Annotated in this window: 19 protein-coding genes, 23 tRNA genes and 1 pseudogene; 30 read left to right on the top strand and 13 right to left on the bottom strand. The window is 68.6% G+C overall.

Annotation, left to right across the window (positions count from 1 at the left end; genetic code table 11):
- Positions 1-69: 69 nt before the first annotated feature.
- Genes AB0B39_RS11965 through AB0B39_RS11945 form a run of 5 tightly spaced genes read right to left on the bottom strand, consistent with a single transcriptional unit; the run spans position 70 to position 5477 of the window.
- Positions 70-1146, bottom strand: a complete 1077-nt coding sequence (locus AB0B39_RS11965; protein WP_357574278.1) for an ABC transporter ATP-binding protein — start codon at positions 1144-1146, stop codon at positions 70-72.
- On the bottom strand, positions 1146-2213 hold the full coding sequence (locus AB0B39_RS11960) for an ABC transporter ATP-binding protein (protein WP_234580964.1): 1068 nt from the start codon (positions 2211-2213) through the stop codon (positions 1146-1148). The genes AB0B39_RS11965 and AB0B39_RS11960 overlap by 1 nt, the downstream gene beginning before the upstream one ends.
- The gene (locus tag AB0B39_RS11955) at positions 2213-3124 is read right to left on the bottom strand and encodes a carbohydrate ABC transporter permease (RefSeq protein WP_357574277.1); all 912 of its coding nucleotides are present in this window, start codon (positions 3122-3124) and stop codon (positions 2213-2215) included. The genes AB0B39_RS11960 and AB0B39_RS11955 overlap by 1 nt, the downstream gene beginning before the upstream one ends.
- A complete protein-coding gene (locus tag AB0B39_RS11950) occupies positions 3124-4023 on the bottom strand; it encodes a sugar ABC transporter permease (RefSeq protein ID WP_234580970.1) in 900 nt (299 codons plus the stop codon). The genes AB0B39_RS11955 and AB0B39_RS11950 overlap by 1 nt, the downstream gene beginning before the upstream one ends.
- Before the next feature lie 47 nt (positions 4024-4070).
- Complete coding sequence (locus AB0B39_RS11945; RefSeq protein ID WP_357574276.1) at positions 4071-5477, bottom strand: extracellular solute-binding protein; 1407 nt, start codon at positions 5475-5477, stop codon at positions 4071-4073.
- Between the two features lie 357 nt (positions 5478-5834).
- Between AB0B39_RS11945 and AB0B39_RS11940 the strand changes: the two genes are divergently transcribed.
- From AB0B39_RS11940 to AB0B39_RS11800, 29 genes and pseudogenes are all read left to right on the top strand, one after another.
- Complete coding sequence (locus tag AB0B39_RS11940; protein ID WP_357574275.1) at positions 5835-6578, top strand: GntR family transcriptional regulator; 744 nt, start codon at positions 5835-5837, stop codon at positions 6576-6578.
- Positions 6579-6666: 88 nt separating this feature from the next.
- Positions 6667-7236, top strand: coding sequence for a DJ-1/PfpI family protein (locus AB0B39_RS11935; RefSeq protein WP_222952845.1), 570 nt, complete (start codon positions 6667-6669; stop codon positions 7234-7236).
- 19 nt (positions 7237-7255) lie between these two features.
- The gene (locus tag AB0B39_RS11930; protein WP_357574274.1) at positions 7256-8074 is read left to right on the top strand and encodes an alpha/beta hydrolase; all 819 of its coding nucleotides are present in this window, start codon (positions 7256-7258) and stop codon (positions 8072-8074) included.
- 103 nt (positions 8075-8177) lie between these two features.
- Complete coding sequence (locus AB0B39_RS11925; RefSeq protein ID WP_357574273.1) at positions 8178-8309, top strand: hypothetical protein; 132 nt, start codon at positions 8178-8180, stop codon at positions 8307-8309.
- A gap of 73 nt (positions 8310-8382) precedes the next feature.
- Positions 8383-8455 (top strand) — tRNA-Trp (locus AB0B39_RS11920).
- A gap of 252 nt (positions 8456-8707) precedes the next feature.
- A tRNA-Glu gene (locus tag AB0B39_RS11915) sits at positions 8708-8782 on the top strand.
- A 157-nt stretch (positions 8783-8939) separates the two neighbouring features.
- A tRNA-OTHER gene (locus tag AB0B39_RS11910) sits at positions 8940-9015 on the top strand.
- Position 9016: 1 nt separating this feature from the next.
- A tRNA-Gly gene (locus tag AB0B39_RS11905) sits at positions 9017-9089 on the top strand.
- A gap of 139 nt (positions 9090-9228) precedes the next feature.
- Positions 9229-9366: pseudogene (locus tag AB0B39_RS11900) on the top strand (HNH endonuclease); the annotation flags it as partial.
- Between the two features lie 35 nt (positions 9367-9401).
- Positions 9402-9473, top strand: a tRNA-Gln gene (locus tag AB0B39_RS11895).
- Between the two features lie 4 nt (positions 9474-9477).
- A tRNA-Leu gene (locus AB0B39_RS11890) sits at positions 9478-9553 on the top strand.
- A 1-nt stretch (position 9554) separates the two neighbouring features.
- A tRNA-Thr gene (locus AB0B39_RS11885) sits at positions 9555-9630 on the top strand.
- Positions 9631-9636: 6 nt separating this feature from the next.
- A tRNA-Thr gene (locus tag AB0B39_RS11880) sits at positions 9637-9710 on the top strand.
- A 5-nt stretch (positions 9711-9715) separates the two neighbouring features.
- A tRNA-Met gene (locus tag AB0B39_RS11875) sits at positions 9716-9789 on the top strand.
- Positions 9790-9859: 70 nt separating this feature from the next.
- Positions 9860-10486 (top strand): group I intron-associated PD-(D/E)XK endonuclease, encoded by a 627-nt coding sequence (locus AB0B39_RS11870; protein WP_357574272.1) that lies wholly within the window; start codon positions 9860-9862, stop codon positions 10484-10486.
- Positions 10477-10550: transfer RNA gene (locus AB0B39_RS11865), tRNA-Leu, on the top strand. The genes AB0B39_RS11870 and AB0B39_RS11865 overlap by 10 nt, the downstream gene beginning before the upstream one ends.
- Positions 10551-10564: 14 nt before the next feature.
- Positions 10565-10637: transfer RNA gene (locus AB0B39_RS11860), tRNA-Ala, on the top strand.
- 85 nt (positions 10638-10722) lie between these two features.
- Positions 10723-10795: transfer RNA gene (locus AB0B39_RS11855), tRNA-Asp, on the top strand.
- An 8-nt stretch (positions 10796-10803) separates the two neighbouring features.
- Positions 10804-10888 (top strand) — tRNA-Ser (locus tag AB0B39_RS11850).
- A gap of 57 nt (positions 10889-10945) precedes the next feature.
- Positions 10946-11018: transfer RNA gene (locus AB0B39_RS11845), tRNA-Arg, on the top strand.
- 2 nt (positions 11019-11020) lie between these two features.
- A tRNA-Pro gene (locus AB0B39_RS11840) sits at positions 11021-11099 on the top strand.
- Positions 11100-11186: 87 nt separating this feature from the next.
- Positions 11187-11259: transfer RNA gene (locus AB0B39_RS11835), tRNA-Val, on the top strand.
- A 12-nt stretch (positions 11260-11271) separates the two neighbouring features.
- A tRNA-Glu gene (locus AB0B39_RS11830) sits at positions 11272-11346 on the top strand.
- Positions 11347-11350: 4 nt separating this feature from the next.
- Positions 11351-11439 (top strand) — tRNA-Asn (locus tag AB0B39_RS11825).
- 1 nt (position 11440) lies between these two features.
- A tRNA-Val gene (locus tag AB0B39_RS11820) sits at positions 11441-11512 on the top strand.
- Between the two features lie 20 nt (positions 11513-11532).
- A tRNA-His gene (locus AB0B39_RS11815) sits at positions 11533-11607 on the top strand.
- A gap of 1 nt (position 11608) precedes the next feature.
- A tRNA-Tyr gene (locus tag AB0B39_RS11810) sits at positions 11609-11692 on the top strand.
- A gap of 5 nt (positions 11693-11697) precedes the next feature.
- A tRNA-Arg gene (locus tag AB0B39_RS11805) sits at positions 11698-11770 on the top strand.
- A gap of 9 nt (positions 11771-11779) precedes the next feature.
- Positions 11780-11850: transfer RNA gene (locus AB0B39_RS11800), tRNA-Cys, on the top strand.
- Between the two features lie 108 nt (positions 11851-11958).
- Here the strand turns inward: AB0B39_RS11800 and pflA are convergent.
- The 8 genes from pflA to AB0B39_RS11760 form a co-directional block, all read right to left on the bottom strand.
- Entirely contained in the window at positions 11959-12711 is a 753-nt protein-coding gene (gene pflA / locus AB0B39_RS11795; protein ID WP_357574271.1) for a pyruvate formate-lyase-activating protein, read from the bottom strand.
- A complete protein-coding gene (pflB, locus tag AB0B39_RS11790) occupies positions 12711-14948 on the bottom strand; it encodes a formate C-acetyltransferase (protein WP_357574270.1) in 2238 nt (745 codons plus the stop codon). The genes pflA and pflB overlap by 1 nt, the downstream gene beginning before the upstream one ends.
- 124 nt (positions 14949-15072) lie before the next feature.
- Positions 15073-17475, bottom strand: a complete 2403-nt coding sequence (locus AB0B39_RS11785; RefSeq protein ID WP_357574269.1) for a phosphoketolase family protein — start codon at positions 17473-17475, stop codon at positions 15073-15075.
- A gap of 412 nt (positions 17476-17887) precedes the next feature.
- A complete protein-coding gene (locus tag AB0B39_RS11780) occupies positions 17888-18544 on the bottom strand; it encodes a DUF4865 family protein (RefSeq protein WP_357493035.1) in 657 nt (218 codons plus the stop codon).
- A 52-nt stretch (positions 18545-18596) separates the two neighbouring features.
- Complete coding sequence (locus tag AB0B39_RS11775) at positions 18597-19172, bottom strand: TetR/AcrR family transcriptional regulator (protein WP_357493033.1); 576 nt, start codon at positions 19170-19172, stop codon at positions 18597-18599.
- 97 nt (positions 19173-19269) lie between these two features.
- Complete coding sequence (locus AB0B39_RS11770; protein WP_357493031.1) at positions 19270-19458, bottom strand: hypothetical protein; 189 nt, start codon at positions 19456-19458, stop codon at positions 19270-19272.
- Between the two features lie 222 nt (positions 19459-19680).
- On the bottom strand, positions 19681-20316 hold the full coding sequence (locus AB0B39_RS11765; protein ID WP_357574268.1) for a response regulator transcription factor: 636 nt from the start codon (positions 20314-20316) through the stop codon (positions 19681-19683).
- Positions 20317-20424: 108 nt separating this feature from the next.
- Positions 20425-21105, bottom strand: coding sequence for a hypothetical protein (locus AB0B39_RS11760; RefSeq protein WP_357574267.1), 681 nt, complete (start codon positions 21103-21105; stop codon positions 20425-20427).
- A 95-nt stretch (positions 21106-21200) separates the two neighbouring features.
- Between AB0B39_RS11760 and AB0B39_RS11755 the strand changes: the two genes are divergently transcribed.
- A complete protein-coding gene (locus AB0B39_RS11755) occupies positions 21201-21719 on the top strand; it encodes a hypothetical protein (RefSeq protein ID WP_357574266.1) in 519 nt (172 codons plus the stop codon).
- The last annotated feature ends 1 nt before the right edge of the window (position 21720 follow it).

Here is a 21720-nt window from a genome sequence, read left to right as displayed (position 1 = left end):
GCGGCAGTGGCCCGGTCGGCGGGGCGACGCCCGGCACCACCGATCGCCACTGCCGTCTCGGCGTCCCGGTTACCGCCCAGCCTCGGACAGCGACAGCCCGGTGTCCGCGTCGAACAGGTGCGCCCGGTCCAGGTCGACCGTGACCTGCAGCCGATCGCCCGGCGTACCGGTGACGGTGGGCCGGGCCTTGACCTTGACGATCTTCGTCCCCACTCGGACGTCGACAAGCGTCCGGTCACCGAGCGGCTCGAGCCCGTAGAGTTCCCCGGACAACGACGCGTTCCCACGCTGCTCGACGGACAGGTCCTCCGCTCGCAGGCCCAGCAGCAGCGCACGACCGTCCTCGGCGGTGGTCCAGCGGGGCCGTGGCAGCGTCCAGCCCTCCGCGCCGACCAGACGATCTCCCTCGGCGCGGCAGGCGAGCAGACTGATCGGCGGGCTCCCGACGAATCCCGCGACCCACTGGTTGGCGGGACGTTCGTACACCTCGGTCGGCGTTCCGACCTGTTGCACCTTGCCCTCCTTGAGGACCGCGACCTGGTCGGCCATGGACAGCGCCTCGACCTGGTCGTTGGTCACGTAGACGAACGTCGCTCCGAGGCTCCGGTGGATGCGGGTGAGCTCGGTGCGCATCTCGACGCGGAGCTTGAGGTCGAGGTTCGTCAGCGGCTCGTCCATGAGAAACGCGCGCGGGCGACGGACCAGCGCCCGGGCCAGGGCGACACGCTGCATCTCACCGCCCGACAACTGCGCGGGACGGCGCTGCAGCAGACGTTCGATGTGCAGCAGGCTCGACATCTGCTCGACCGCGGCGGCGATCTCACTGGAAGAACAGCGGCGTGCCCGCAGGGGCGACGCGATGTTCTCGTACACCGTGTGTCGCGGGTAGAGGGCGTAGCTCTGGAAGACCATCGCCAGGTCGCGTGCGGCCGGGGTGTCACCCGTCGCGTCCCTCCCGTCCAGGTGCACCGACCCGGCGTCGAGCTTCTCCAGGCCGGCGATCGCTCGCAGGGTCGTGGTCTTGCCTGCCCCGGAGGGCCCGAGCACGACGAAGAACGAGCCGTCCGGCACGTCCAGCGTCACCCCGTCCAGGGCCTGGACCTTCCCGAAGGACTTGCTCAGCCCGCGCGCTGCCACGGTTCCCATCAGGCCACCAGCTCTTCCGTACGCACGTCGTAGACCGCCGGGGTCCCGCCGGTGTGCCGCAGCCCGACCTTCGCGTCAGCGGCGAAACGGACGGTCGGTGGCATCCGAACCCGTACGTCGCGCTCGCCGCCGTGGTCGACCACGTAGATGATTTCGTCGCCCAGCCACTCCGCCGAGACCACGCGGGCCGGGACAGTGCCGTCCGCCCCTGGCTCGGTGACTTCCAGCGCCTCCGGCCGTACGCCCGCCACCAGGCGAGCGTCGCGCGGCAGACCGGGCGGTGGCGTGAGGACCAGACCGCCCTGACCGCGCAGCTTCCCGTCGGCCACCTCCACCTCGATCAGGTTCATCGGCGGGGAGCCGATGAACGCGGCGCAGAAGAGACTCGCCGGCCGGTCGTACACCTCCAGCGGCGTGCCGATCTGCTCGACGCGGCCCTTGTTGAGGATGGCGATCCGGTGACCGAGCGACATCGCCTCGACCTGGTCGTGGGTGACGTAGACCATCGTCGCCCCCAGTTCCCCCTGCAGGTGCTTGATCTCCGTGCGCATGTCGGCTCTCAGCTCGGCGTCCAGATTGGTGAGAGGTTCGTCCATGAGGAATGCGCGCGGCCGTCGCACCAGGGCGCGAGCGAGCGCGACGCGCTGCTGCTCCCCACCGGACAGCTGGCGCGGTCGCCGGTCCAGGAGCGGTCCGAGCCGCATCAGCCGGGCGGCCTCCTCGACCCGCTCGCGCACCTCCGCCTTGGGCAGCCCCTCGGCCCGCAGGGGGAACGCCAGGTTGTCGCGGGTCCGCAGGTGCGGATAGAGCGCGTAGAACTGGAACACCATGGCGATGTCGCGCTCGGCGGGCGGCAGGTCGTTGACGAGCGTGTCGCCGATGCGGATGTCGCCAGTCGTCTGCCTTTCCAGGCCGGCGATGGCCCGCAGCGTCGTCGTCTTGCCGCAACCCGAAGGGCCGAGCATCACGAACAGCTCGCCATCACCGATGGACAGGTCCACGTGATCAACCGCTACCGTCCCGTCCGGGTAGCGCTTGTGCAGTGCGTTCACCTCGATGCCCGCCATCAGCGTCGCACCGCCCCGAGCGTCACACCGGCGATGAGATGCTTGCGCACCAGGTACGCGAAGACCAGCACCGGTAGGGCGAACACCACGGAGGCGGCGGCCACGAGACCCCAGTCCGTCGTGGTGCCACCGATGAGGCCGGCGATGGCGGGCGGAGCCGTCCGCACGTCGTCGCTGGAGGTGAGGAAGATGGCGAACACGAACTCGTTCCACGAGAAGATGAGTGCGAAGACCGCCGTCGCGGCGATGCCGGGCACGAGCAGGGGGAGGGTGAATTTCCAGAACGCCTGCAGACGGGTGTAGCCGTCGAGCATTGCGGCATCCTCGTACTCCGCGGGCACCTCGTCGACGAACCCCTTCATCATCCAGATCGTGAACGGGACGTTGAACGCGGCGTAGATGAGGATCAGCCCGAGCTTGCTGTCGATGAGCCCGACCTGGCGGTACATGAGGAAGATCGGGATCACCACCACCACGGGCGGCATGAAGCGGGTGGACAGGATGAAGAACAGTTGGTCCTTCTTGGCCCTCACCGCGAAGCGTGAGTAGGCCCAGGCCGCCGGCACCCCCAACACGGTGGCCAGCACCGTGGAGACCCCCGCGACCACCGCGGAGTTGAGGAACGAGACGGACAGGGCCGAGCGACCGCCATCGGGAGCGACGAACACGTCCCTGTAGTGCTCCAGTGTGACTCTGAAGTCGAAGAACTTCGCCGGGATGGCGTAGACGTCGCGGTTCTCCTTGATGGACGTCTCGATCATCCACAGCACCGGAAAGAGCATCACGACGGCCAGCACGATCAGCAGCGCGACCTCCAGCCCGGAGCGGCCCCGGCCGCCGAGGCGGCGCGCGGGGGGCGAGTGATCCCGGGCAGGACCTGTGGACACGGCCTCGTCGACGGAGACGGCCATCAGTCCTCCTTGAGCTTGTTCAGGTAGCGCAGGTACAACTGCGTGAGGACGATGACGACGAGGACCATGAGAATCCCGTACGCCGACGCGGTTCCGGTGTTGAAGCCCAGGAACGCCACCTTGTAGACGTGGAACGACAACGTCTCGGTGGAGACGCCCGGGCCTCCGTTGGTGAGGATGTAGACGAGGTCGAACAGCCGGAAGGCCTCGATGGCCCGGAACATCACGGCAATGAGGAGCAGCGGCCACACCAGGGGAAGAGTGATGGTGCGGAACCGGAACCACTCGGACGCCCGGTCGATCGAGGCGGCCTCGTACAGGTACTTGGGAACCGCCGTCAGGCCCGCGAGCGCGATGAGCATGATGAACGGCGTCCACTGCCAGGTGTCGACCACGACCAGGGAGATCAGTGCCGTCCGCTGCCGGGTGAGCCACTCCACCTGCCCCAGGCCGAGCGAGCCGAGCATGCTGTTGATCACGCCGAACTGCGCGTCGAGCATGAATCGCCAGAACAGCCCGACCACGACCGGCGACAGCATCATCGGCACCAGGAACAGAGTGGTCAGCACCCCTCGCCCGTGCGTACGCCGCGAGATCAGGTAGGCGATGCCGAAACCGAGCACGGTCTGCAGGCCGACCGCGCCGATCACGTAGATCAACGTCGTCAGGGCCCTCTGATGGACCTGCGCCGACGTCAGGATGGCGGTGTAGTTCCCGAACCCGATGAAATTGGCGGGCCCACCGCGGGTGGCCGAGTAGTCGGTGAAGGACAGGTACAACGCCCACAGCAACGGGAACACCGACATGGCGAGCAACAGCAACAGCGCGGGGGAGATGAAGCCCACGGCGAGCCCGCGGTCGGTCAGCCGGCGGGACCGACCCGGCGCAGGTGGCGGCACGGACGCCACCTGCCCGGGGTTGTCGGTCGTCAGAGGGACGGGGTCACTCACAGCCCGCCGCCGCCCTTGCGGCCGCTGGAGTCGAGCACACCCTGCTGCTCCTTGGCGATGTCGTCGAGCGCATCCTTCGGCTTCTTCGCGCCGTTGAGGGCCGCGTTCACGTTGGTGTTCTCGATGTCGACGAGGCGCGCGTACTCGGGCACGTTCCACATGTCCCGCATCCGCGGCACCGAGTCCGTGTACACCTGGTTGAAGGGCCCGGCGTTGAGGAACTCGGGCGACTGCAGGGCGTCCGTACGCGAGGGCACGCCACCAGCCGCGGCCCACTTCTTCTGAACATCAGCCTGCTCGAACCACTTCATGAAGTTCAGGGCCTCGGCCTGGTTGGCCGCGGAGGAGTAGGCCGACACGTGCATCCCCATGCCGCCGAGGGGGACCAGGTTCGTCTTCTGGCTCGGCAGGGTGGCGAAGCCCAGCTTGTCGAGAATCTGCTCCCGCGTGGTGCCGAGCGTCGACTGCTTCGGGTCCAGCAGCCCGCCGCTCGCGGCGATCCAGTTGAACGCGATGCACGCCTTGCCCTGGGCTACCGCCGCGTTCACCTCGTCGATGAACCAGTTGCCGGAGCCCTTGGCGGTCAGCGGCTTCATCTTGTTGACCAGGACGTCCATCGCCTCCTGGCCGGCGGCGTCGTTGAGGACGCCGTTGATCTTGCGGGCCTTGGCGTCCCAGAGGTTGCCGCCGTAGACGCCGTTGACCGTGTTGTAGGTGACGGCCGCCGCGTCGGAGCCGTTGGCCTGGTGGAACGCCAGCCCGCTGACGCCAGGATTCTCCGCCTGGCACTTCTCGGCGGCTGAGATCATCTGGTCCCAGGTCTGCGGAGGCTTGTCACCGATCAGGTCCTTGCGGTAGATCATCGTCCAGGTGTCGCCGAGCAGCGGCAGCCCGTACAGGCTGGCGTTCTCGTCGCGTTTGCCCGTCTCCGCCTGGGGGAATTGGCCGTAGGCCGCCAGGAGGTACGGGTTGTAGGCCGCGACGTCGATGTTCTGCTTGACGAAGTCGGTGAGGTCGAGGATGTTGCCGTTCGTCACGGCCTCGCCGATGTGCTGCGAGTCCAGGATCGCGATGTCGAAGTCGGTCTTGTGCGCGGCGAACTGGGTGAACATCGCGTCGTGCCAGTTGGCGTTCGGCACGGTGTTGACCTTGATGGTCGTGTTCGGCCGTTCTTTCTTGTACTCGGCGTTGCCGAAGGCTTCCAGTGCCTTGGCGGGGGGCCAGTCGAACCAGATGAAGCTGAGAGTCAGCGGGTCCTTGGTGAGTTCCGGGATGGTCGCCGGCGCCTTGGGGGCGCTCGCCTTCTCGCCGTCGTCCTTGCCGTCGCCGCATGCCGTCACGGTCGTGGCGACCAGCAGCAGGGCCGCCGCCGCCAGCCGCGCCTTCCGGCCGGGAACGGACATGATTCCTATTCGCTTCGGATTCCGCATGTTCTCGCCTGCTTTCTGGGTGGGAACTTCCAGAGCCTCGCTATGCGCTTCGCCGAGCAGTTGCTGGGTTGTTCAGGCGTGTCGCGGGACTGTCGCGGGGGTCGACCCGGGGGGCGGCGTCACGAGTACGCCGCGATGTGCTGGGTCTGCAGACCGTCGGGCAGTCCTCCAGGTGATCGAAGTCGCCGTGGCGGGTGGTTCCGCGATGATGGAGGATGAAGATCATCCGTCGCGTTTCCTATACGATCCGGGTGGGGGCGTCAGCATGCCGCAGCGTCGTGACTGGTGTCAACAGGTTCCCGAAGGCGCAAGAAAGGACCTCAGGTCACGATGGACGACGAAGCGATGAGCGGGCGGGGCCGGCGGGCCGTGCCGGGTGCGATGCCGCCGGGAAGATCTCGCGGCCGGCTCGCCGACGAGGTGTACGACACGCTGCTCGGACAGCTGATGTCGCTCCGGATCGAGCCTGGTTCCCGCGTCACGATCGACGTCCTGGCGCGGGAGCTGGGGGTCTCGCAGACGCCGATCCGCGACGCCCTGAACCGTATGGAGGCCGAGGGCCTGGTCGTGCGTGTGCCCCATGCCGGCTACCGCATCCCACCCCAGATCACCCGTCACCGATTCGAGGACATGCTCGAGGTTCGCCTGCTCCTGGAGCCGGCGGCGGCACGCAGATCCGCCGAACGGGCGTCCTTGGAGCAGGTGGCCGGTCTGCGGCGGATGCTGGAGGAGATGGCCGAGCTTCAGGGGGGCAGCGGGCTGCTGGCCTACGGTGCCTTCGGGCTACGCGACGCCGCTTTCCACGATCTCGTCGCCCAGAGCGCGGAGAACCAGGTCATCCGGGAAGCGCTCGCTCGCCTGCACAGCCACGTGCACCTCTTCCGGCTGCACCACGACACCCAGGTCACGCACCTGGCCATGGCCGAGCACGAGGACGTTGTGGCAGCGATCGCCGCGCGTGACCCCGACGCCGCTGCTTACGCGATGCGTCGGCACATCCTTCGGTCCGGCGAGCGTTTCCGTCGATTGTTCGACGAGGTCAAGGACGCGGACCCGATGACGGTGGAGGGTTGACGGGCGGGCTGGGCCGAGGAATGCTAACTCGATCAGATCGGATTGGATCTGATCCACCCCGCCCGTCCCCACATGCGAGGAGAAGCAGGTGCCCAGAGCGCTGCTCCTGACCGGCGACGCCGCCGAGGAACTCGACACCATGTATCCCTACTACCGCGTGCAGGAGGGCGGCTGGGACGTCGACGTCTCGTCCCGGACGATGCGTGACGTGCAACTGGTCATCCACGAGTTCGACCCCAACTCCGACGCCTACGTGGAGAAGAACGGCCGGAAGCTGCCGGTCGACGTGCCCTGGGCCGAGGTCGACGTCGAGCGCTACGACGCCCTCATCATCCCCGGTGGACGTGCCCCCGAGTGGATCCGGGTCGACGCCGACGTCCGGCGCATCACCGAGCACTTCTTCGCACGCAACCTCCCCATCGCGCTGGTGTGCCACGGCGCGCAGGTGCCGGCGGTGTACGGGCTGCTGAAGGGCCGGAAGACGGCGTGCTTCCCCCCGATCACCGGTGACATGGAGAACGCGGGCGCGACGGTCATCGACGCTCCCGACGTCGTGGACGGCAACCTCGTCTCCTGCCGGGGTTGGCCCGACATGCCGCAGTTCGGCCGGGCGATGATGGAGCTCTTCTCGAAGTCCGTCAACTCCGCCTCGGCATGAGCGCACCTGGTCTGCCCCGGTGACGGCACTTCGGACCGTCACCGTCGACGGTTCCCCCGTTCACGTCCTGGAGAGCGGCACCGGTCCCGCGGTGCTGATGCTGCACGGCTCCGGACCCGGCACGACCGGGTCCGGCGCCTGGGCAACGACGGCGCAGGCGCTCGGCACGTCCTGGCACCTGGTGGCTCCGGATCAGGCGGGGTTCGGCCGTACGCCCGTCCCGGCGGGCTCCAGGGGCGGGCTCCGGCTGTGGACGGAACAGGCCGCGGGCCTGATGAATGCTCTCGGCATCGACCACTACGCCGTGGTGGGTCACTCCATGGGCGGCGCCGTGGCGCTGGCGTTGGCGGCCGCCCGCCCCCAGCAGGTCACCCGTGTCGTGGCGGTCTCGACGATGGGCGCCCCCGGGGCGCCGCTGTCCGCCGATCTCGACGCCGTCTGGGCCGCCCCGGCCGGCCCGACCGGGGCACGGGACATGCTGAGTCGCCTCGTCCTCGACCAGGCGCTCGTGACCGATTCGGCAGTCGATGCCCGTGCCGCTGCGATGCGAGCGGGGGCGGACGCCTTCGCGTCGCTGTTCCCTCCACCCAGGGCACGATGGGTCGACGACCTCACCCTCTCGGCGCAGACGCTTGCCGCGATCCGCGCGCCCGTGCTGCTCGTTCACGGCGCCGAGGACCGGGTCACCCCGCTCGAAACAGCAGCCCAGCCCCTGCTCGAACACCTGGCGGACGTCCGTCTGCACGTGTTCGGGCGATGCGGGCACGTGCCGGCGATCGAGCACCCGCACGAGTTCAGACGACTGCTGTCGTGCTTCCTCGGCCGGGGTCACCAGTAGCCGCGGCCGGTCCGCGTGCGCTCGGAATATCCATTGCCATCCGATCGACACAGCACCTACCTTGATTGAGCAAGGCAGTCCCGACCCACCCGAGGAGTTCCCGATGGCGCAGTACGCCTACACCGAAAGCACGCGGCTCATGCCGCGCGGCGGTGTCGTGCTGTCCTCGATCGGGCGAGCCCACAACCTGTGCGCAAATGAGCGGAACTGGGATCCGGGGTGGCGGCGCGAATAGCGTCAGCGCAAGCTGCGAAGCCGCCCACCCCGACCGGGACAGGGCGGCTTTTCCGTTGCGGGAACAACGTCATAGGGGCGTAGCTCAACTGGTAGAGCACCGGTCTCCAAAACCGAAGGTCGCAGGTTCGAGTCCTGCCGCCCCTGCTTTTCGTCCCGGCTGCGGCCAGCGACGTTGTAGATTCTCAACTCCACAGTGGATGGCATGAGCAAGACCCCGGCCGGCGCCTAAACGGGCCGGCCGGGGGGATTACCTCCGGGACGAGGGAGACGGCTGACCCGCTCGCTTTGGGAGCGAGAGACACGGGGTTCGACACCCCGGTCCCGGACCCGTTCGAGTCGGGGAGGGGCACGTTCGCAGGGGACCGGTCCAGGTCTCCCAGCCCCTCCCCGCTTCATGGGCCATTGGAGCTGTCGGCAAAGCTCACCTGGTTCTCAGCCAGGAGATCGTCGGTTCGAGCCCGACATGGCCTACGTGGAAGGTCTCTATCGCGTACCAGCTCACGTGGCTGAACGCACCGTTTCCAACGTGGAGGTGTCGCGTCCTGTCGAGCTGCCCCAGGTGTGGGGCAACGGTGGGCGCGAAGTGCGCCAGCGGGCACGTTCCCGTCCAAGTGGTGGAGGCGCCCTGGCCGTCGTAGCTCAGATTGGGGGAGCGTCCCCTGGTACGGGGAAGGTCGCGCGTTCGATTCGCGCCGGTGGCTCCACGCGGTTGTAGCTCAGTTGGTAGAGCGCGACGTTGCCAACGTCGAGGTCGCCCGTTCGAATCGGGTCAACCGCTCGATGCCTCTCGGGTAGAGACAGTGCGACATCACCGACGCCGGCCTCAACGGGCCGTTCGTGATCGGAAGAAGGGAGGGACCCGGGTGGACGCCGGACCCCTACACCGCGTCAGGTTCGCCCACGCGATCCGGATGCTGAAGAACACCTGGCGGATCACCGTCAGCGCGTGCGCGCCCTGCAACCAGCGCAAGGGCGATCGGACCCCGGCCGAGGCAGGCATGGTGCTCCGCACCAGCCCGGTCGTGCCGGCGTGGGGGTCGCTGGCGCAGCGCTGACACCGGCCGGCGGGCCATCACCCCGCCGGCCGCGATGGGAGCTGATGTAACCGGCAGCATCGCTGGCTCTGACCCAGTGCGTAGAGGTTCGAATCCTCTGCTCCCAGCTAGGCCCTCGTAGCCCAGTGGTAGAGGCGCGGTCGTGAGGCGGCCGACAGGGCAGGTTCGAATCCTGTCGGGGGCACCAAGCCGGTGTAGCTCAGTTGGCAGAGCACGCGCCTTGTAAGCGCGAGTGGGCCGGTTCGATCCCGGTCGCCGGCTCCACACCCTGCCGCCGTAGCTCATCAGGCCAGAGCGACGTCCTCGTAAGACGTAGGCACCCGGTTCGAGTCCGGGCGGTGGCTCTCTCGCCGACGTAGCTCAGGTGGTCAGAGCGTCCCGCTCATAACGGGAAGGTCCCCGGTTCGACACCGGGTGTCGGCACGCAACACCACCTGTCCGGGTGGGCAAAATCGCAAAGCCACCGCACCCGATTAGTGCAGGATTGCTAGTTATGGGCAACCCGCGCACCTACACCGACGACCAGCTCCGCAACGCCGTCCAGGGCGCGACCTGCTGGGCAGACGTCATGTCAGCCATCGGCAAGTCACGGACAGCAGGTCGTACGAGTGTCCAAGCTGTCGCGGCCCGCCTCGACTTGGACGTGTCGCACCTGACTCACGGCAGCAACCCTCGTCAGCTCGTAGCGCCAGCGCACCCGTTCAGCCAGCCAGCTCAGCACGGCGGACGATCGGGGTTGAGCATCGCCGCCCGATGGTTCATGGATCGGGGTTACAACGTCTCGATCCCGCTAGAGCCGGCCGCATACGACCTGATCGCGGAATCCGACACCGGACTGCAACGGGTGCAGGTCAAGACCACCGGCACGACCGAGAGCAATGGACGCTACCGGGCGGTCCTGCGGCGGACGGTGTACGACGCCAGCGCGGGGGATACCGCTCGTGGTCGCATCCGAGTCACAGGCTACACAAAGGGCGAGACCGACTTTTTCTTCATCTCGACAGCGGGGGCCCTCGACTACCTCATCCCGGTAGAGGCGGTGAGTGGCGCGCAATACATCGTCCTCGACTCGAAGTACGCGGCGTTCGCGGTCGAGACGAGGAATCACATGCCCGGCTAGCCCAACTGGCAGAGGCGTCCCGTTCAGGGCGGGAAGGTTCGCGGTTCGAATCCGCGGTCGGGTACTCAGCAACACCTTGGGGTCGTAGCTCAGTTGGTAGAGCGTCCCGCTCGCACCGGGAAGGCCGTCGGTTCGATTCCGTCCGACTCCACGCCGCCGGCCCGCCGGTCGGCCCGAGGTTCCCCCGCACCAAGGTCACGTAAGCGTGGGCGATTCGCCGCCGGAAGCGGCCACATGCCGACGTAGCTCAGTGGTTAGAGCACCCGACTGTCGATCGGGGGGCCGCGGGTTCGATCCCCGTCGTTGGCGCGCATGAAGGGTTGGCCGAGTCTGGTCGATGGCGCCGCGTTGCTGACGCGGAGCGGGCCATACTGCCGGGGGTTCGAATCCCTCACCGGGTCGCCGGGATGAGACAGAACCCGGCGTACCGGCCGGCTTCCCTCGCCGCACGCACGACATGCCCCCGTAGCTCAGTGGATAGAGCGCTTGACTACGAATCAAGAGGCCAGACGTTCGAATCGTCTCGGGGGCACTCACGGGATATGGCGCAGTTTGGTAGCGCACCTGACTGGGGGTCAGGGAGCCGTCGGTTCGAATCCGGCTCCCGCTCCCAACGGTCCTGTCCGTTCGGGTCGGCCCTGGCACAGGGAGTGCCAGGTGCAAGCGCGGCAGTACCCTCCGCGGCCGGCCGCCTATTCACGCCCCGATAGCTCAGCGGGAGAGCACCGGTTCGACAGACCGGGGGTCGCTTGGTTCGACACCAGCTCGGGGCACGCACACCACCTGGCGCGGTGGACGAATTGGAAGAGTCGCCCGGCTTTCACCCGGGACATGTGCGGGTTCGAGTCCCGTCCGCGCTGCCGATCTGGCGTAAACCGTAATTGGTAGCGGTCCGGACTGTTAATCCGGCGGGCGCAAGCCCTCTACAGGTTCGAGCCCTGTCGCCAGAGCCAAGCCCGCGTAGCTCAACGGGAGAGCGCCTGGTTTACACCCAGGGGGTCGGAGGTTCGACACCTTCCGCGGGTACTGGCCTTCGGGCCGTAGTTGTGGCTGTAGCTCAGTGGTAGAGCGCCCGGTTGTGGTCCGGGTCGTCGCGGGTTCGAATCCCGCCAGTCACCCCACGGGAGTGCGCCACCGATGGTGAGGTGGGCCGGGCTGTAACCCCGGTGCGTTCGCGCTCAGGGAGTTCGAGTCTCTCCACTCCCACGCAAGCCCGCGTAGCTCAGGGGATAGAGCACCAGCTTCCGGAGCTGGGTGTCGGGGGTTCGATTCCCTCCGCGGGCGCTTCTGCCTGGTCGTGTGCCCGAGTGGTGAGGGAGCGGTCCGCAAAACCGCGTACGCCGGTTCGATTCCGGCCACGGCCTCGACTGCCATCCACTGTGGTGCGAAAACGTGGCGTGCCGTCCACAGGCTCACCGGGGAGAGCCCGTCCGACTGATCGGCCTGTCCCACGCTCGCCCGAGGGGTGGCGGTCAGTACGCGGTCAGCCCGTGTTCCTCGAACTGGCCACGGACTCGACGCAGCAGCGCCTCATCCGGCGGCGGCATGTCCGCCAGCGGGAACGGCAGGCCGAGGGCGGCGTACTTCTGCGCGCCGAGCCGGTGAAAGGGCAGCACCTCGACGCGTTCGACGGTGGGCAGGTCGGCTGCGATGGCCGCGACGGCGTCGACGTTGCCCGGGTCGTCCGTGAGGCCGGGCACGAGGACGAAACGGACCCAGATCGGCGTGCCACGGTCGGCCAGGCGGTGCCCGAACCGTACGGTCGGCGTCAGCCGCCCGGTGCGGGTGACGGTCCGGTACGTGGCCGGGTCGCCGGACTTGATGTCGAGCAGTACCAGGTCGGTGGCGTCGAGCAGCGCGTCGTCGGCGCGGTCGCCGAGCAGGCCGCTGGTGTCCAGAGCGGTGTGCAGCCCCATCTCCGTGCAGCGGCGCAGGACCTCGCGGGTGAAGGCTGGCTGTTGCAGCGGCTCGCCGCCGCTGACTGTGACGCCGCCGTGCGCGACCTTCAGGAAGCGTTCGTAGCGGCGGATCTCGGTGACGAGGTCGTCGACGGAGATAGGCCGGCCGTAACGGCGGTACTGGGTGTCGGGGCTGTGGCAGTAGAGGCAGCGCAGCGGGCAGCCGGCCAGGAACGCGACGAACCGGGTGCCCGGCCCGTCCACTCCGATGGAGATGTCGAAGGAGTGGAGCGAGCCGGTCAGCGGCGCCGTGACGACGTCGGTCATCAGAGTGATCCGTGGAAGGTTCGGGAGATGACGTCGCGTTGCTGCTCGGGGGTGAGTTTGACGAAGTTCACCGCGTACCCGGAGACCCGGACGGTCAGCTGCGGGTAGTTCTCCGGGTGGGCCATGGCGTCCTCGAGAGTCGCCCTGTTCAGCACGTTGACGTTCATGTGGAAGCCGCCGCTGTCGGTGTAGCCGTCGAGCACTCCGGCGAGGTTGGTGATCCGTTCGTCGCGGGCGTGGCCGAGGCCGTCCGTGGTGACGGTGATCGTCAGCGAGATCCCGTCGCGCGCGCTGCGGTACGGCAGCTTGGCGACCGACAGCGCGGCGGCGACCATGCCGTGCGTGTCGCGGCCGTTCATCGGGTTCGCGCCCGGCGCGAACGGTTCACCCGCGCGCCGCCCGTCGGGCGTGTTGCCGGTGTGTCTGCCGTAGACCACGTTCGACGTGATGGTGAGAACCGAGAGCGACGGCTCGGCGCCCCGGTAGGTGGGCTGCCGCCGGATCTTGGCCATGAATCGTTCGACCAGGTCGACGGCGATCGCGTCGGCGCGGTCGTCGTTGTTGCCGAAGGCGGGGAAGTCGCCGTCCACTGCGTAGTCGACGGCCAGGCCGTTCTCGTCGCGCAGCACCTTGACGTGGGCGTGCCTGATGGCGCTCAGGCTGTCAACGGCTACCGACAGGCCGGCGACGCCGGTGGCGAGGAAGCGGTGCACGGGGTAGTCGTGCAGGGCCATCTCGATGCGCTCGTAGGCGTACTTGTCGTGCATGTAGTGGATGACGTTGAGCGCGTCGACGTACGTCTCGGCCAGCCAGTCGAGCGTCTGGTCGTACGCGGTCATGACCGCGTCGTAGTCGAGCACGTCGTCGACGATCGGCGCGGCGACGAAGACCTGCTCGCCGGTCATCTCGTCGCGGCCGCCGTTGATCGCGTACAACAGGGCCTTGGCGAGGTTGGCGCGGGCGCCGAAGAACTGCATGTCCTTGCCCACCCGCATCGCCGACACGCAGCAGGCGATGGCGGTGTCGTCGCTGTACGCCGGTCGGATCAGGTCGTCGTTCTCGTACTGGATGGCGCTCGTGTCGATCGAGACCTGGGCGCAGAACCGCTTGAACCCCTCGGGCAGCGCCGGCGACCACAGCACTGTCAGGTTCGGCTCCGGGGCCGGGCCCAGGTTGTACAGGGTCTGCAGGTAGCGGAAGCTCGTGCGGGTGACCAGCGGGCGGCCGTCGCAGCCGATCCCGCCGAGCGCCTCGGTCACCCAGGTCGGGTCGCCGGAGAACAACTGGTCGTACTCCGGCGTGCGCAGGAACCGGATGATCCGCAGCTTGATGACGAAGTCGTCGACGAGTTCCTGCGCGTCCCGCTCGGTGAGTCGGCCCTCGGCGATGTCGCGTTGCAGGTAGGCGTCGACGAACGTGGCGGTCCGGCCCAGCGACATCGCCGCGCCGTTCTGCTCCTTGGTGGCCGCCAGATAGGCGAAGTACAGCCACTGGATCGCCTCGCGGCCGGTGCTCGCCGGACCGGAGATGTCACAGCCGTACCGGCTGGCCATGAGTCGCAGCTCGTCCAGCGCCCGAATCTGCTCGGCAAGCTCCTCGCGGTCGCGGATCACGTCCTCCGACGACAGCCGGGTGTCGAGCGACGCCTTGACCTCCCGGCGCTCGGCGATCAGGCGGTCGACCCCGTACAGCGCGACGCGCCGGTAGTCGCCGATGATCCGACCACGGCCGTACGCGTCCGGCAGCCCGGTGATGATGTGCGAGCGGCGGGCGGCCTTCACGTCGGCCGGGTAGGCGTCGAAGACACCGTCGTTGTGCGTCTTGCGGTACCGGCTGAAGATCGCGTGCACGGTCGGGTCGAGGGTGAAGCCGTACGCCTGGAGACCGGCCTCCACCATCCGCAGCCCGCCGTTCGGCATGATCGCGCGGCGCAGCGGGGCGCTGGTCTGCAGACCCACGATGAGCTCATGGCCCTGGTCGAGGTAGCCGGGCTCGTGCGAGGTGATCGTGGACGGGGTGTGGTTGTCCACGTCGTAGACCCCGCGACGACTCTCCTCGACGAACATGTGCTGCAGCTGCCGCCAGATCCGCTCGGTACGGGGCGTCGGCCCGGTCAGGAACTCCGACCCGCCGGTGTACGGCTCGATGTTGTCGTGGACGAACCCGCCGACGTCGATCGTCTCGCGCCAGCCGGTGCCGCGGAACCCGCGCCAGGCTTCGTGGGATGTGGTGGCCATGGCCCCTCCTTGGTCTCCTCCCAGCGTCGCCGAGTGACGACCAGCGGTTAAGGGCCGGAGGTCCCGGACGGTCGGGACCGTCCGGGACCTCCAGGTGCGGGTGCGCCCACCAGGGCGGTCGATCTCAGCCGCGCGCGGCCCAGTCGCCGAGGGCCCAGTCGCGGACCTCGGGCATGTCCTCCAGGTGTTCCACCACGTACGTCTCGTGGCGGTCGAGCTGGCTCTGGCACCACGCCTTGAGGTCCGCGGCACCGCGCGGGAGGCGCTTGGCGTTGTTGATGGCGTCCATCACGAGGTGGTACCGCGATGCCTTGTTGCGCACGGTCATGTCGAACGGGGTGGTGGTCGTGCCCTGCTCGATGAAGCCGCGGACGCGGAACCGGTCGGCGTCGGGGCGGCCGTGCACGAGCTGGTGGATCGCGCCGGGGTAGCCGTGGAAGGAGAACACCACGTCGACGTTGTCGGTGAACAGCTCGGTGAACAGGGTCTCGCTCATGCCGTGCGGGTGGTCCTTGGGCCGGACGAGGGTCATCAGGTCGACCACGTTGACCACGCGGACCTTGAGGCCGGGCAGCTTGTCGCGCAGGATCTGCGCCGCCGCGACGGTCTCCATGGTGACGACGTCGCCGGCGCAGGCGAGGACGATGTCGGGGTCGCTGGTGCCGTCGTCGGTGCCGGCCCAGTCCCAGACGCCCGCGCCGCGAGCACAGTGTTCGACGGCCTCGTCCATGGAGAGGTACTGCAGCTGCGGCTGCTTGTCGATCACGATCAGGTTGATGTACGACCGCGACCGGAAGCAGTGGTCGGCCACCGACAGCAGGGTGTTGGCGTCCGGTGGCAGGTAGACCCGGGCGACGTCGCCGCGCTGGGTGAGCACCACCTGGATCAGGCCCGGCCCCTGGTGGGAGAAGCCGTTGTGGTCGTTGCGCCACGCCGTCGAGGTGAGCAGCACGTTGAGGCTGGGCACCTTCTCGCGCCACGGCAGGTTCTTGGCCTCCTGCAACCACTTGCCGTGCTGCACGGTCTGCGAGGCGCTGACCATGGCGAACGCCTCGTAGGTGGCGAACATCCCGTGCCGGCCGGTCAGGTTGTAACCCTCCAGCCAACCGTGGCAGTTGTGCTCGCTGAGCACCTCCATGACCCGGCCGTCGCGGCTGATCGCCACGTCCTCCGGTGTCACGCGCTCCATGAAGGCACGGTCGGAGACCTCGAAGACGCTGCCGAGCCGGTTGCTGTTGGTCTCGTCCGGGCAGAACAACCGGAACCGGTCGGCGTTGCGGGTGTAGATGTCGCGCATCATCTCGCCCAGCTTGCGCGTCGACTCGGCCCGCTGCTGCGCGGGCCGGGGCACGTCGATCGCGTAGGCCCGGAAGTCCGGCAGGTCCAGATCCCGGGTCAGCACCCCGCCGTTGGCGTGCGGGCTGGCACTCATCCGCAGGTCGCCGTCGGGCGCCTGGTCCCGGATGGCCGCCACGGGCGTGCCGGCGGAATCGAACAGCTCCTCCGGACGGTACGACTTGAGCCAGCGCTCGAGCAGCGCGAGATGCTCCGGGTTGTCCTTGACGCCGGACAGCGGCACCTGGTGGGACCGCCACGTTCCGGTGACGGTGATCCCGTCGACGGAGTCCGGCCCGGTCCAGCCCTTCGGCGACCGTAGGACGATCAGCGGCCAGACCGGGCGGGTGCCGTCCCAGGAACCGTCACGGGCGGCGGTCTGAATGTCGCGGATCCTCGTCCAGGCGGTGGCGAGGGCGGCGGCGAAGCGGTGGTGCATGCCGGGCAGGTCGGAGCCCTCGACCTCGATGACGTCGTAACCGTGGCCGCGCAGCAGGGCGCGTACCTCCTCGGGGTCCTTGCGACCCAGCACCGTGGGACCGGAGATCTTGGCGTCGTTGAGGTGCAGGATCGGCAGGACCGCGCCGTCGCGTTCGGGGTTGAGGAAGGACACGCCCTTCCAGGAGCCCTCGAGGGGCCCGGTCTCGGCCTCACCGTCGCCGACGACCGCGATGGCCAGCAGGTCGGGGTTGTCCATGACCGCGCCGAACGCGTGGACCAGGACGTAGCCCAGCTCGCCGCCCTCGTGGATGGAGCCGGGGGTGGTCACCGACACGTGCGACGGGATACCGCCTGGGCTGGAGAACTGCCGGAACAGGCGCAGCATCCCGGCCTCGTCCTGGCTGACGTCCGGGTAGATCTCGCTGTAGGTGCCTTCCAGATAGCCCGCGGCCACCAGCGCCGGCCCGCCGTGACCCGGACCGGCCAGGTAGATCGCCTGCTGACCGGTGTGCCGGATCAGCCGGGAGACGTGCGCGTAGATCAGCGACAGGCCGGGGCTGGTGCCCCAGTGACCGAGCAGGCGCGGCTTGATGTGCTCAGCCGACAGGGGTTCGCGCAGCAGCGGATTGCCCTGCAGGTAGATCTGCCCGATGGTCAGGTAGTTGTTCGCCCGCCACCACGCGTCCAGACGAGCGAGTTCGGTGTCGTCGAGTTCGGCGAGCGTACGGAGTTCGGATACGGCCGCGGTCACTGTGGTCCTTTCGCTGATCTCGTCTCTGCCAGGGCCCACGTTAGGCGCAGCCGTGGTCGGCCACCCGGGGCCGCAAGCCGGAAACCGAGGGACCTTCGGCCCCCAATATCCTGAGGTTCCCCCCGGATGTGGACAGCCCGGCGACCGTGGCCACGGGGAAGTCACGGTCGCCGGGAGCTGTTCGGCTCGCCGGTTGGACCTCCGGGGCCGCAGGTGCGGGAGCGGCAGGCTTCGCCACGGCCCGGCGGCGACCGGGCAGCACCAGAAGGGGCGAACAACCCACCGATCAGGGTGCCGATCGCGGCCACGATGAAGCCGATCTGCAGGCTGTCGGTGAACACCGGCGCCACCGCGTCGAGCAGCGGGCCGCGCAACTCCTGCGGCCGGCAGTTACGCGCCCTCGTGGCTCGGCCTACCAGTTGCGTCCGGTGGGCAGATCCGCCAGCCCGGGTGCCGACAGGTGGAGGACCTCGTAGCGTTCGGTGGCCGCCTCGTCGTGAGCGACGGCGCCGTTCCAGAGCACGAACCGCATCAGCTCCCAGTGCTGGGGGTCGATCGCAAGGGCTGCGGTGTGTACGTCCTCGTGTCGGGCCAGCGCGCGAAGGTCCTGGATCTCCTGGTCGATCGCGGCGGCCAGCCCCAGGCCGGTCCGGCCCGGATCGGAGTCGGCAGGGATCGGGGTGAGACGCCGCGAGGCTGCCTGAGGGAACGCCGTGCGTGCGGGGCCGGGGTGGCAGGCGACGCCGGTCCAGTGGCGGACCACCGGACGTCCGAAGTCGCGGATGATGTTCTGGAATCCGCCGCCGAGCAGGAAGTGGGCCATGGCGCCGATGTCGTTCCAGAGGTAGAAGGGGGCGTACTGGTTGACGGGGGAGTCGTTGATGCCGCGTTCACGGATGACGTACGCCTTCAGCCCCAGTCCGGCGCGGTCGTCGAGGAGATGGCCGCCGTCGGCTACGCGTTTGCGGATGATGCGCATGTCGTAGTCGGCGGGCAGGGTGATGTCGTACTGCTTGGCGTACACGGTGTCGCCTTCCCAGGTCGGTATGCAGCTGGCCAGGTGGGTCATGAAGGTGGCCGGCCTGGCTCCTGTGCCAGTGCCACTCGCCGGGATGGCGGCGCTACGAGCCGGCGGGCGCGACGTACGCGGCCAGCAGGTTCAGCACACCGGTGATCGCCTGGTCGAACGGTGCCGTGGAGTCGGCGGCGCGGGCCAGCACGTAGCCGCCCTGCAGAACGGCCACCACTGTCGCGGCGGTGGCTGTCGGATCCATGGTGGCGGCAAGCTCCCCGCGGTTCCGGCCCTCGGCCAGCACCTCGCTGAGGCGTTCGCGTAGCCAGGAAAGTGTCGCGTCGACCGGGGCGCGCAAGGTCGGATCGCCCATGACTTCGGGATCCTGAGTGAGGCGGCCGATGGGGCAGCCTTTGAGGACGTCCCGTTCGCGCCGCAGGTAGGCGGTGATCCGCTCCATTGCCGTGCCTGAGGTGGCGAACTGCGCCTCGGCCTTGGCCCGCATCTCCTCGGCCGTGCGGCTGATTGCCGCGAGCGCCAGGTCGGGCTTGCCGGAGAAATGGTGGTACATGCTGCCCTGGCCGGCCCCGGCTCGCTGTTGGATGGCCTTGGGACTGGTTCCGGTGTAGCCGCGTTCCCACAGCAGCTCCCGGGTGCTCTCGACGAGTCGTTCGACAGTGCTCATTCGAGCACTGTACCTACTAGTAGGTACAGTGCTCGACGGTGGGACCGAGCGCCGAGCACGGCCGGCCAGCCCCGAGAACACGCCCGACGCCGGTGCCTCAGTCCGCGCCCTCGGTCTCGGCCAACCGGTCGGCAGGCGTCTGTGTCACCGGGTGACCGGTGTCGTCGACCAGCCCCGGCGCCATGCTGCCGCCATGGGCGTCCTGAACCTCCCGGGTGTCACGGGCCGCTTCGTCCTGCGGCACCCCGGGCTGCTCCCCGTCACGCCGTTCTTCCCGCTCGGTCATGGGCCTCCCCTTCCTCGGTCCTGACCAGCGGCGGTACCCGTACGAGCGGCAGGGAAACCGATCAACGGCCGGTCCTTCGTCCCGCCCGCCACCGGCGGGCGAGTACGGAGGTCCGTTGGCTCGGCTTCGGTCGGTGGCGACCGCGGCGATGACAGCGCGCGGACGACGAGTGCCGTCAGTCGGCCGACGAAGGCGCTCGACGCCCGTGACTGCGGCAGGCGTTCAGGCGGCGGCCCGGCTCAGGGGTTGCTTCTGTTGGTAATGGCCCAGCTCGATCGCCGCACGCGTCAACTCGGCCTTGTTGCTGACGTTGAGCTTCGCGCGAATCCGCTTCGCGTACGTGTTGACTGTCGCCGGTGACAGCCCCATGCGCGTGGCGATCTGCGCGTGCGTGAAGCCGGCGGCGATCAGGCGCAGCGTCTCGATCTCGCGTGGCGCCAGGCCACTCGTCTCCTCGCCACCGCCGCGGGCCAGCTCCTCCTGGAAGCGGCCGACCAGCCGCGGGCAGACGTAGAACCCACCACCCGCGATGACGTGCAACGCCTCGCGGATGTCCCGCTGCTCGGTGCGGTGGCCGACGCAGCCGCGTGCTCCGGCGCGTACCGCTGTCAAGAGGCCGGTGCGCCGCCAGCCGGCGCTGACCAGCGGTGAGCCCAGCGACGCGGCCAGGGAGATCTCTGCGGCGTCGGCGTACTCCGGCAGGTCCAGGACCACAACGTCGTAGTGCCCCGCCATCTCCAGGAGCTCCTCGACCGTCGCGACAGCGGCGGTGACGCGCATGTCGGCGGCGTCGGACGCGAGCTTCTCCAGGCCGGCCAGGGAAACGGGCTGCTCCGACACGACGGCGACTTCGAACACCCCGGGCTCCTTCGACTCGGCTACGCCCGCGCTGTCGCGCGGCCGCCCTAAGACGGACGATGTCGGGTCGCGGTTCACGCCGGCCGCAGAAAAGTGCTGCCGAGCGGGTCAGTCCGTGGGCGGTGCGGAGTTGATGTCGGCCGCGGCGTAGATCTGGGCGGTGTTGTTGAGCTTGGCGACGTACTGGCCGACCAGCTCGAGCACGCCACCGACGCCCTGTAGCAGCTGGTACTGGTTGTACTGGATCTGCTCGGTCTGCTCGGGGTGCGGGTCCTTGACGCTCGGGTAGTACTCGTCCGGGCCGGCCGACCACGCGGCGTAGTGGTTGCCCCCGATGGGGTCACCGGCGTGTTTGGAGACCTGGGTGGCCGCATAGCTCGGGGCGTAGAAGATCCAACTGGCCCGCTGCATGACGCTGTCGCGGAACTTCTCGAACTCGTCGATCTCGGTCTGCGTCAGCTTGAGGATCCTGTTCTCGGCGTCGTGGATATCGCCGGTGCTGACCTGCCAGTCGCTGAGGTCCGGCTCGGGCACCGAGCCGTCGGCGGCCGGCAGCGGAGCGCCCTCCTCGGTGACGGGCTCGCCGTCGCTGTTGACCCATCCACCCTTGCCGTCGGACTGCGGGATGTCGCGGCCGTACTGGTCGACCGGGTTGCCCTCGGAGTCGACGTAGCCGCCCTTTCCGTCCGACTTCGGCGGCGTGAAGACGATCGAGGAGTCCTTGCCGTCGACGCTGCGGGCCTCCCGCCAGGTCTGCGTGAGATCGACGGGCACGGCGTTGGTTTCCATACCGCACTGTTGCGCGCGGGTGCGGACAGGTTCAACGTCCCCGAAGTGGGGTCTCGAAGACTGGCCGCATGCGCGGCTAGCGTCTCGGCGACGGGGTGGACCAGGAACGCAGCAGGGGTGACGAGTTGGCCGATTACAACCTGACGTCGACCGAGATCAACGTGTCACCGCAGACGATGCATCGGTACGCCGCGCAGCACATGAAGGTCGTCATGACCAACCTCGTCGAGCACTGGGACGCCGTCGGCAAGACCTGGGAGAGCCTCAAGCTCGGCTGGATCGGCGACAGCGCCGAGGCCGCTGACGAGTTCAACGCCCGGCTCAAGGACATCCAGGAGCGGCTGTTCGGCGTGCCGAGCGCCGACGGGCAGACAGTCGAGACGCCGGGCCTGCTCGACAAGGTGCGCTCCGGGGTCGTCGTCGCAGCCGCGAACTACAACAACGCCGAGCACTCCGTCACCGACATGTGGGACGCCTTCTGCGCCCAGATGCGGCAGGAGGCTGAGAGCACCGGCGACAGCGCGCCGCCGCCGAGCGACGACACCACCCTCGACCCGATCAAGGCGGACTACTCGGCCAACCCCTACCCGTGGCACAAGCCGGAGCAGAGCTGAT

The sequence above is a fragment of the Micromonospora sp. NPDC049114 genome (assembly GCF_040648635.1).
In the GTDB taxonomy this organism is placed as follows: Bacteria; Actinomycetota; Actinomycetes; order Mycobacteriales; family Micromonosporaceae; genus Micromonospora.
Note: the sequence above shows the minus strand (reverse complement) of the source record. Positions and strands in the feature narration are given on the sequence as shown.

What these genes read in the sequence shown, in the direction of transcription:
- AB0B39_RS11940 (WP_357574275.1), top strand. Translation starts at nt 5,835, where the DNA reads ATGGACGACGAAGCGATGAGCGGGCGGGGCCGGCGGGCCGTGCCGGGT.
- AB0B39_RS11770 (WP_357493031.1), bottom strand. Translation starts at nt 19,458, where the DNA reads ATGACCGAGCGGGAAGAACGGCGTGACGGGGAGCAGCCCGGGGTGCCG.
- AB0B39_RS11945 (WP_357574276.1), bottom strand. Translation starts at nt 5,477, where the DNA reads ATGTCCGTTCCCGGCCGGAAGGCGCGGCTGGCGGCGGCGGCCCTGCTG.
- pflA (WP_357574271.1), bottom strand. Translation starts at nt 12,711, where the DNA reads ATGACCGACGTCGTCACGGCGCCGCTGACCGGCTCGCTCCACTCCTTC.
- AB0B39_RS11780 (WP_357493035.1), bottom strand. Translation starts at nt 18,544, where the DNA reads ATGACCCACCTGGCCAGCTGCATACCGACCTGGGAAGGCGACACCGTG.
- AB0B39_RS11925 (WP_357574273.1), top strand. Translation starts at nt 8,178, where the DNA reads ATGGCGCAGTACGCCTACACCGAAAGCACGCGGCTCATGCCGCGCGGC.
- AB0B39_RS11960 (WP_234580964.1), bottom strand. Translation starts at nt 2,213, where the DNA reads ATGGCGGGCATCGAGGTGAACGCACTGCACAAGCGCTACCCGGACGGG.
- AB0B39_RS11870 (WP_357574272.1), top strand. Translation starts at nt 9,860, where the DNA reads ATGGGCAACCCGCGCACCTACACCGACGACCAGCTCCGCAACGCCGTC.
- AB0B39_RS11775 (WP_357493033.1), bottom strand. Translation starts at nt 19,172, where the DNA reads ATGAGCACTGTCGAACGACTCGTCGAGAGCACCCGGGAGCTGCTGTGG.
- AB0B39_RS11955 (WP_357574277.1), bottom strand. Translation starts at nt 3,124, where the DNA reads ATGGCCGTCTCCGTCGACGAGGCCGTGTCCACAGGTCCTGCCCGGGAT.
- pflB (WP_357574270.1), bottom strand. Translation starts at nt 14,948, where the DNA reads ATGGCCACCACATCCCACGAAGCCTGGCGCGGGTTCCGCGGCACCGGC.
- AB0B39_RS11760 (WP_357574267.1), bottom strand. Translation starts at nt 21,105, where the DNA reads ATGGAAACCAACGCCGTGCCCGTCGATCTCACGCAGACCTGGCGGGAG.
- AB0B39_RS11965 (WP_357574278.1), bottom strand. Translation starts at nt 1,146, where the DNA reads ATGGGAACCGTGGCAGCGCGCGGGCTGAGCAAGTCCTTCGGGAAGGTC.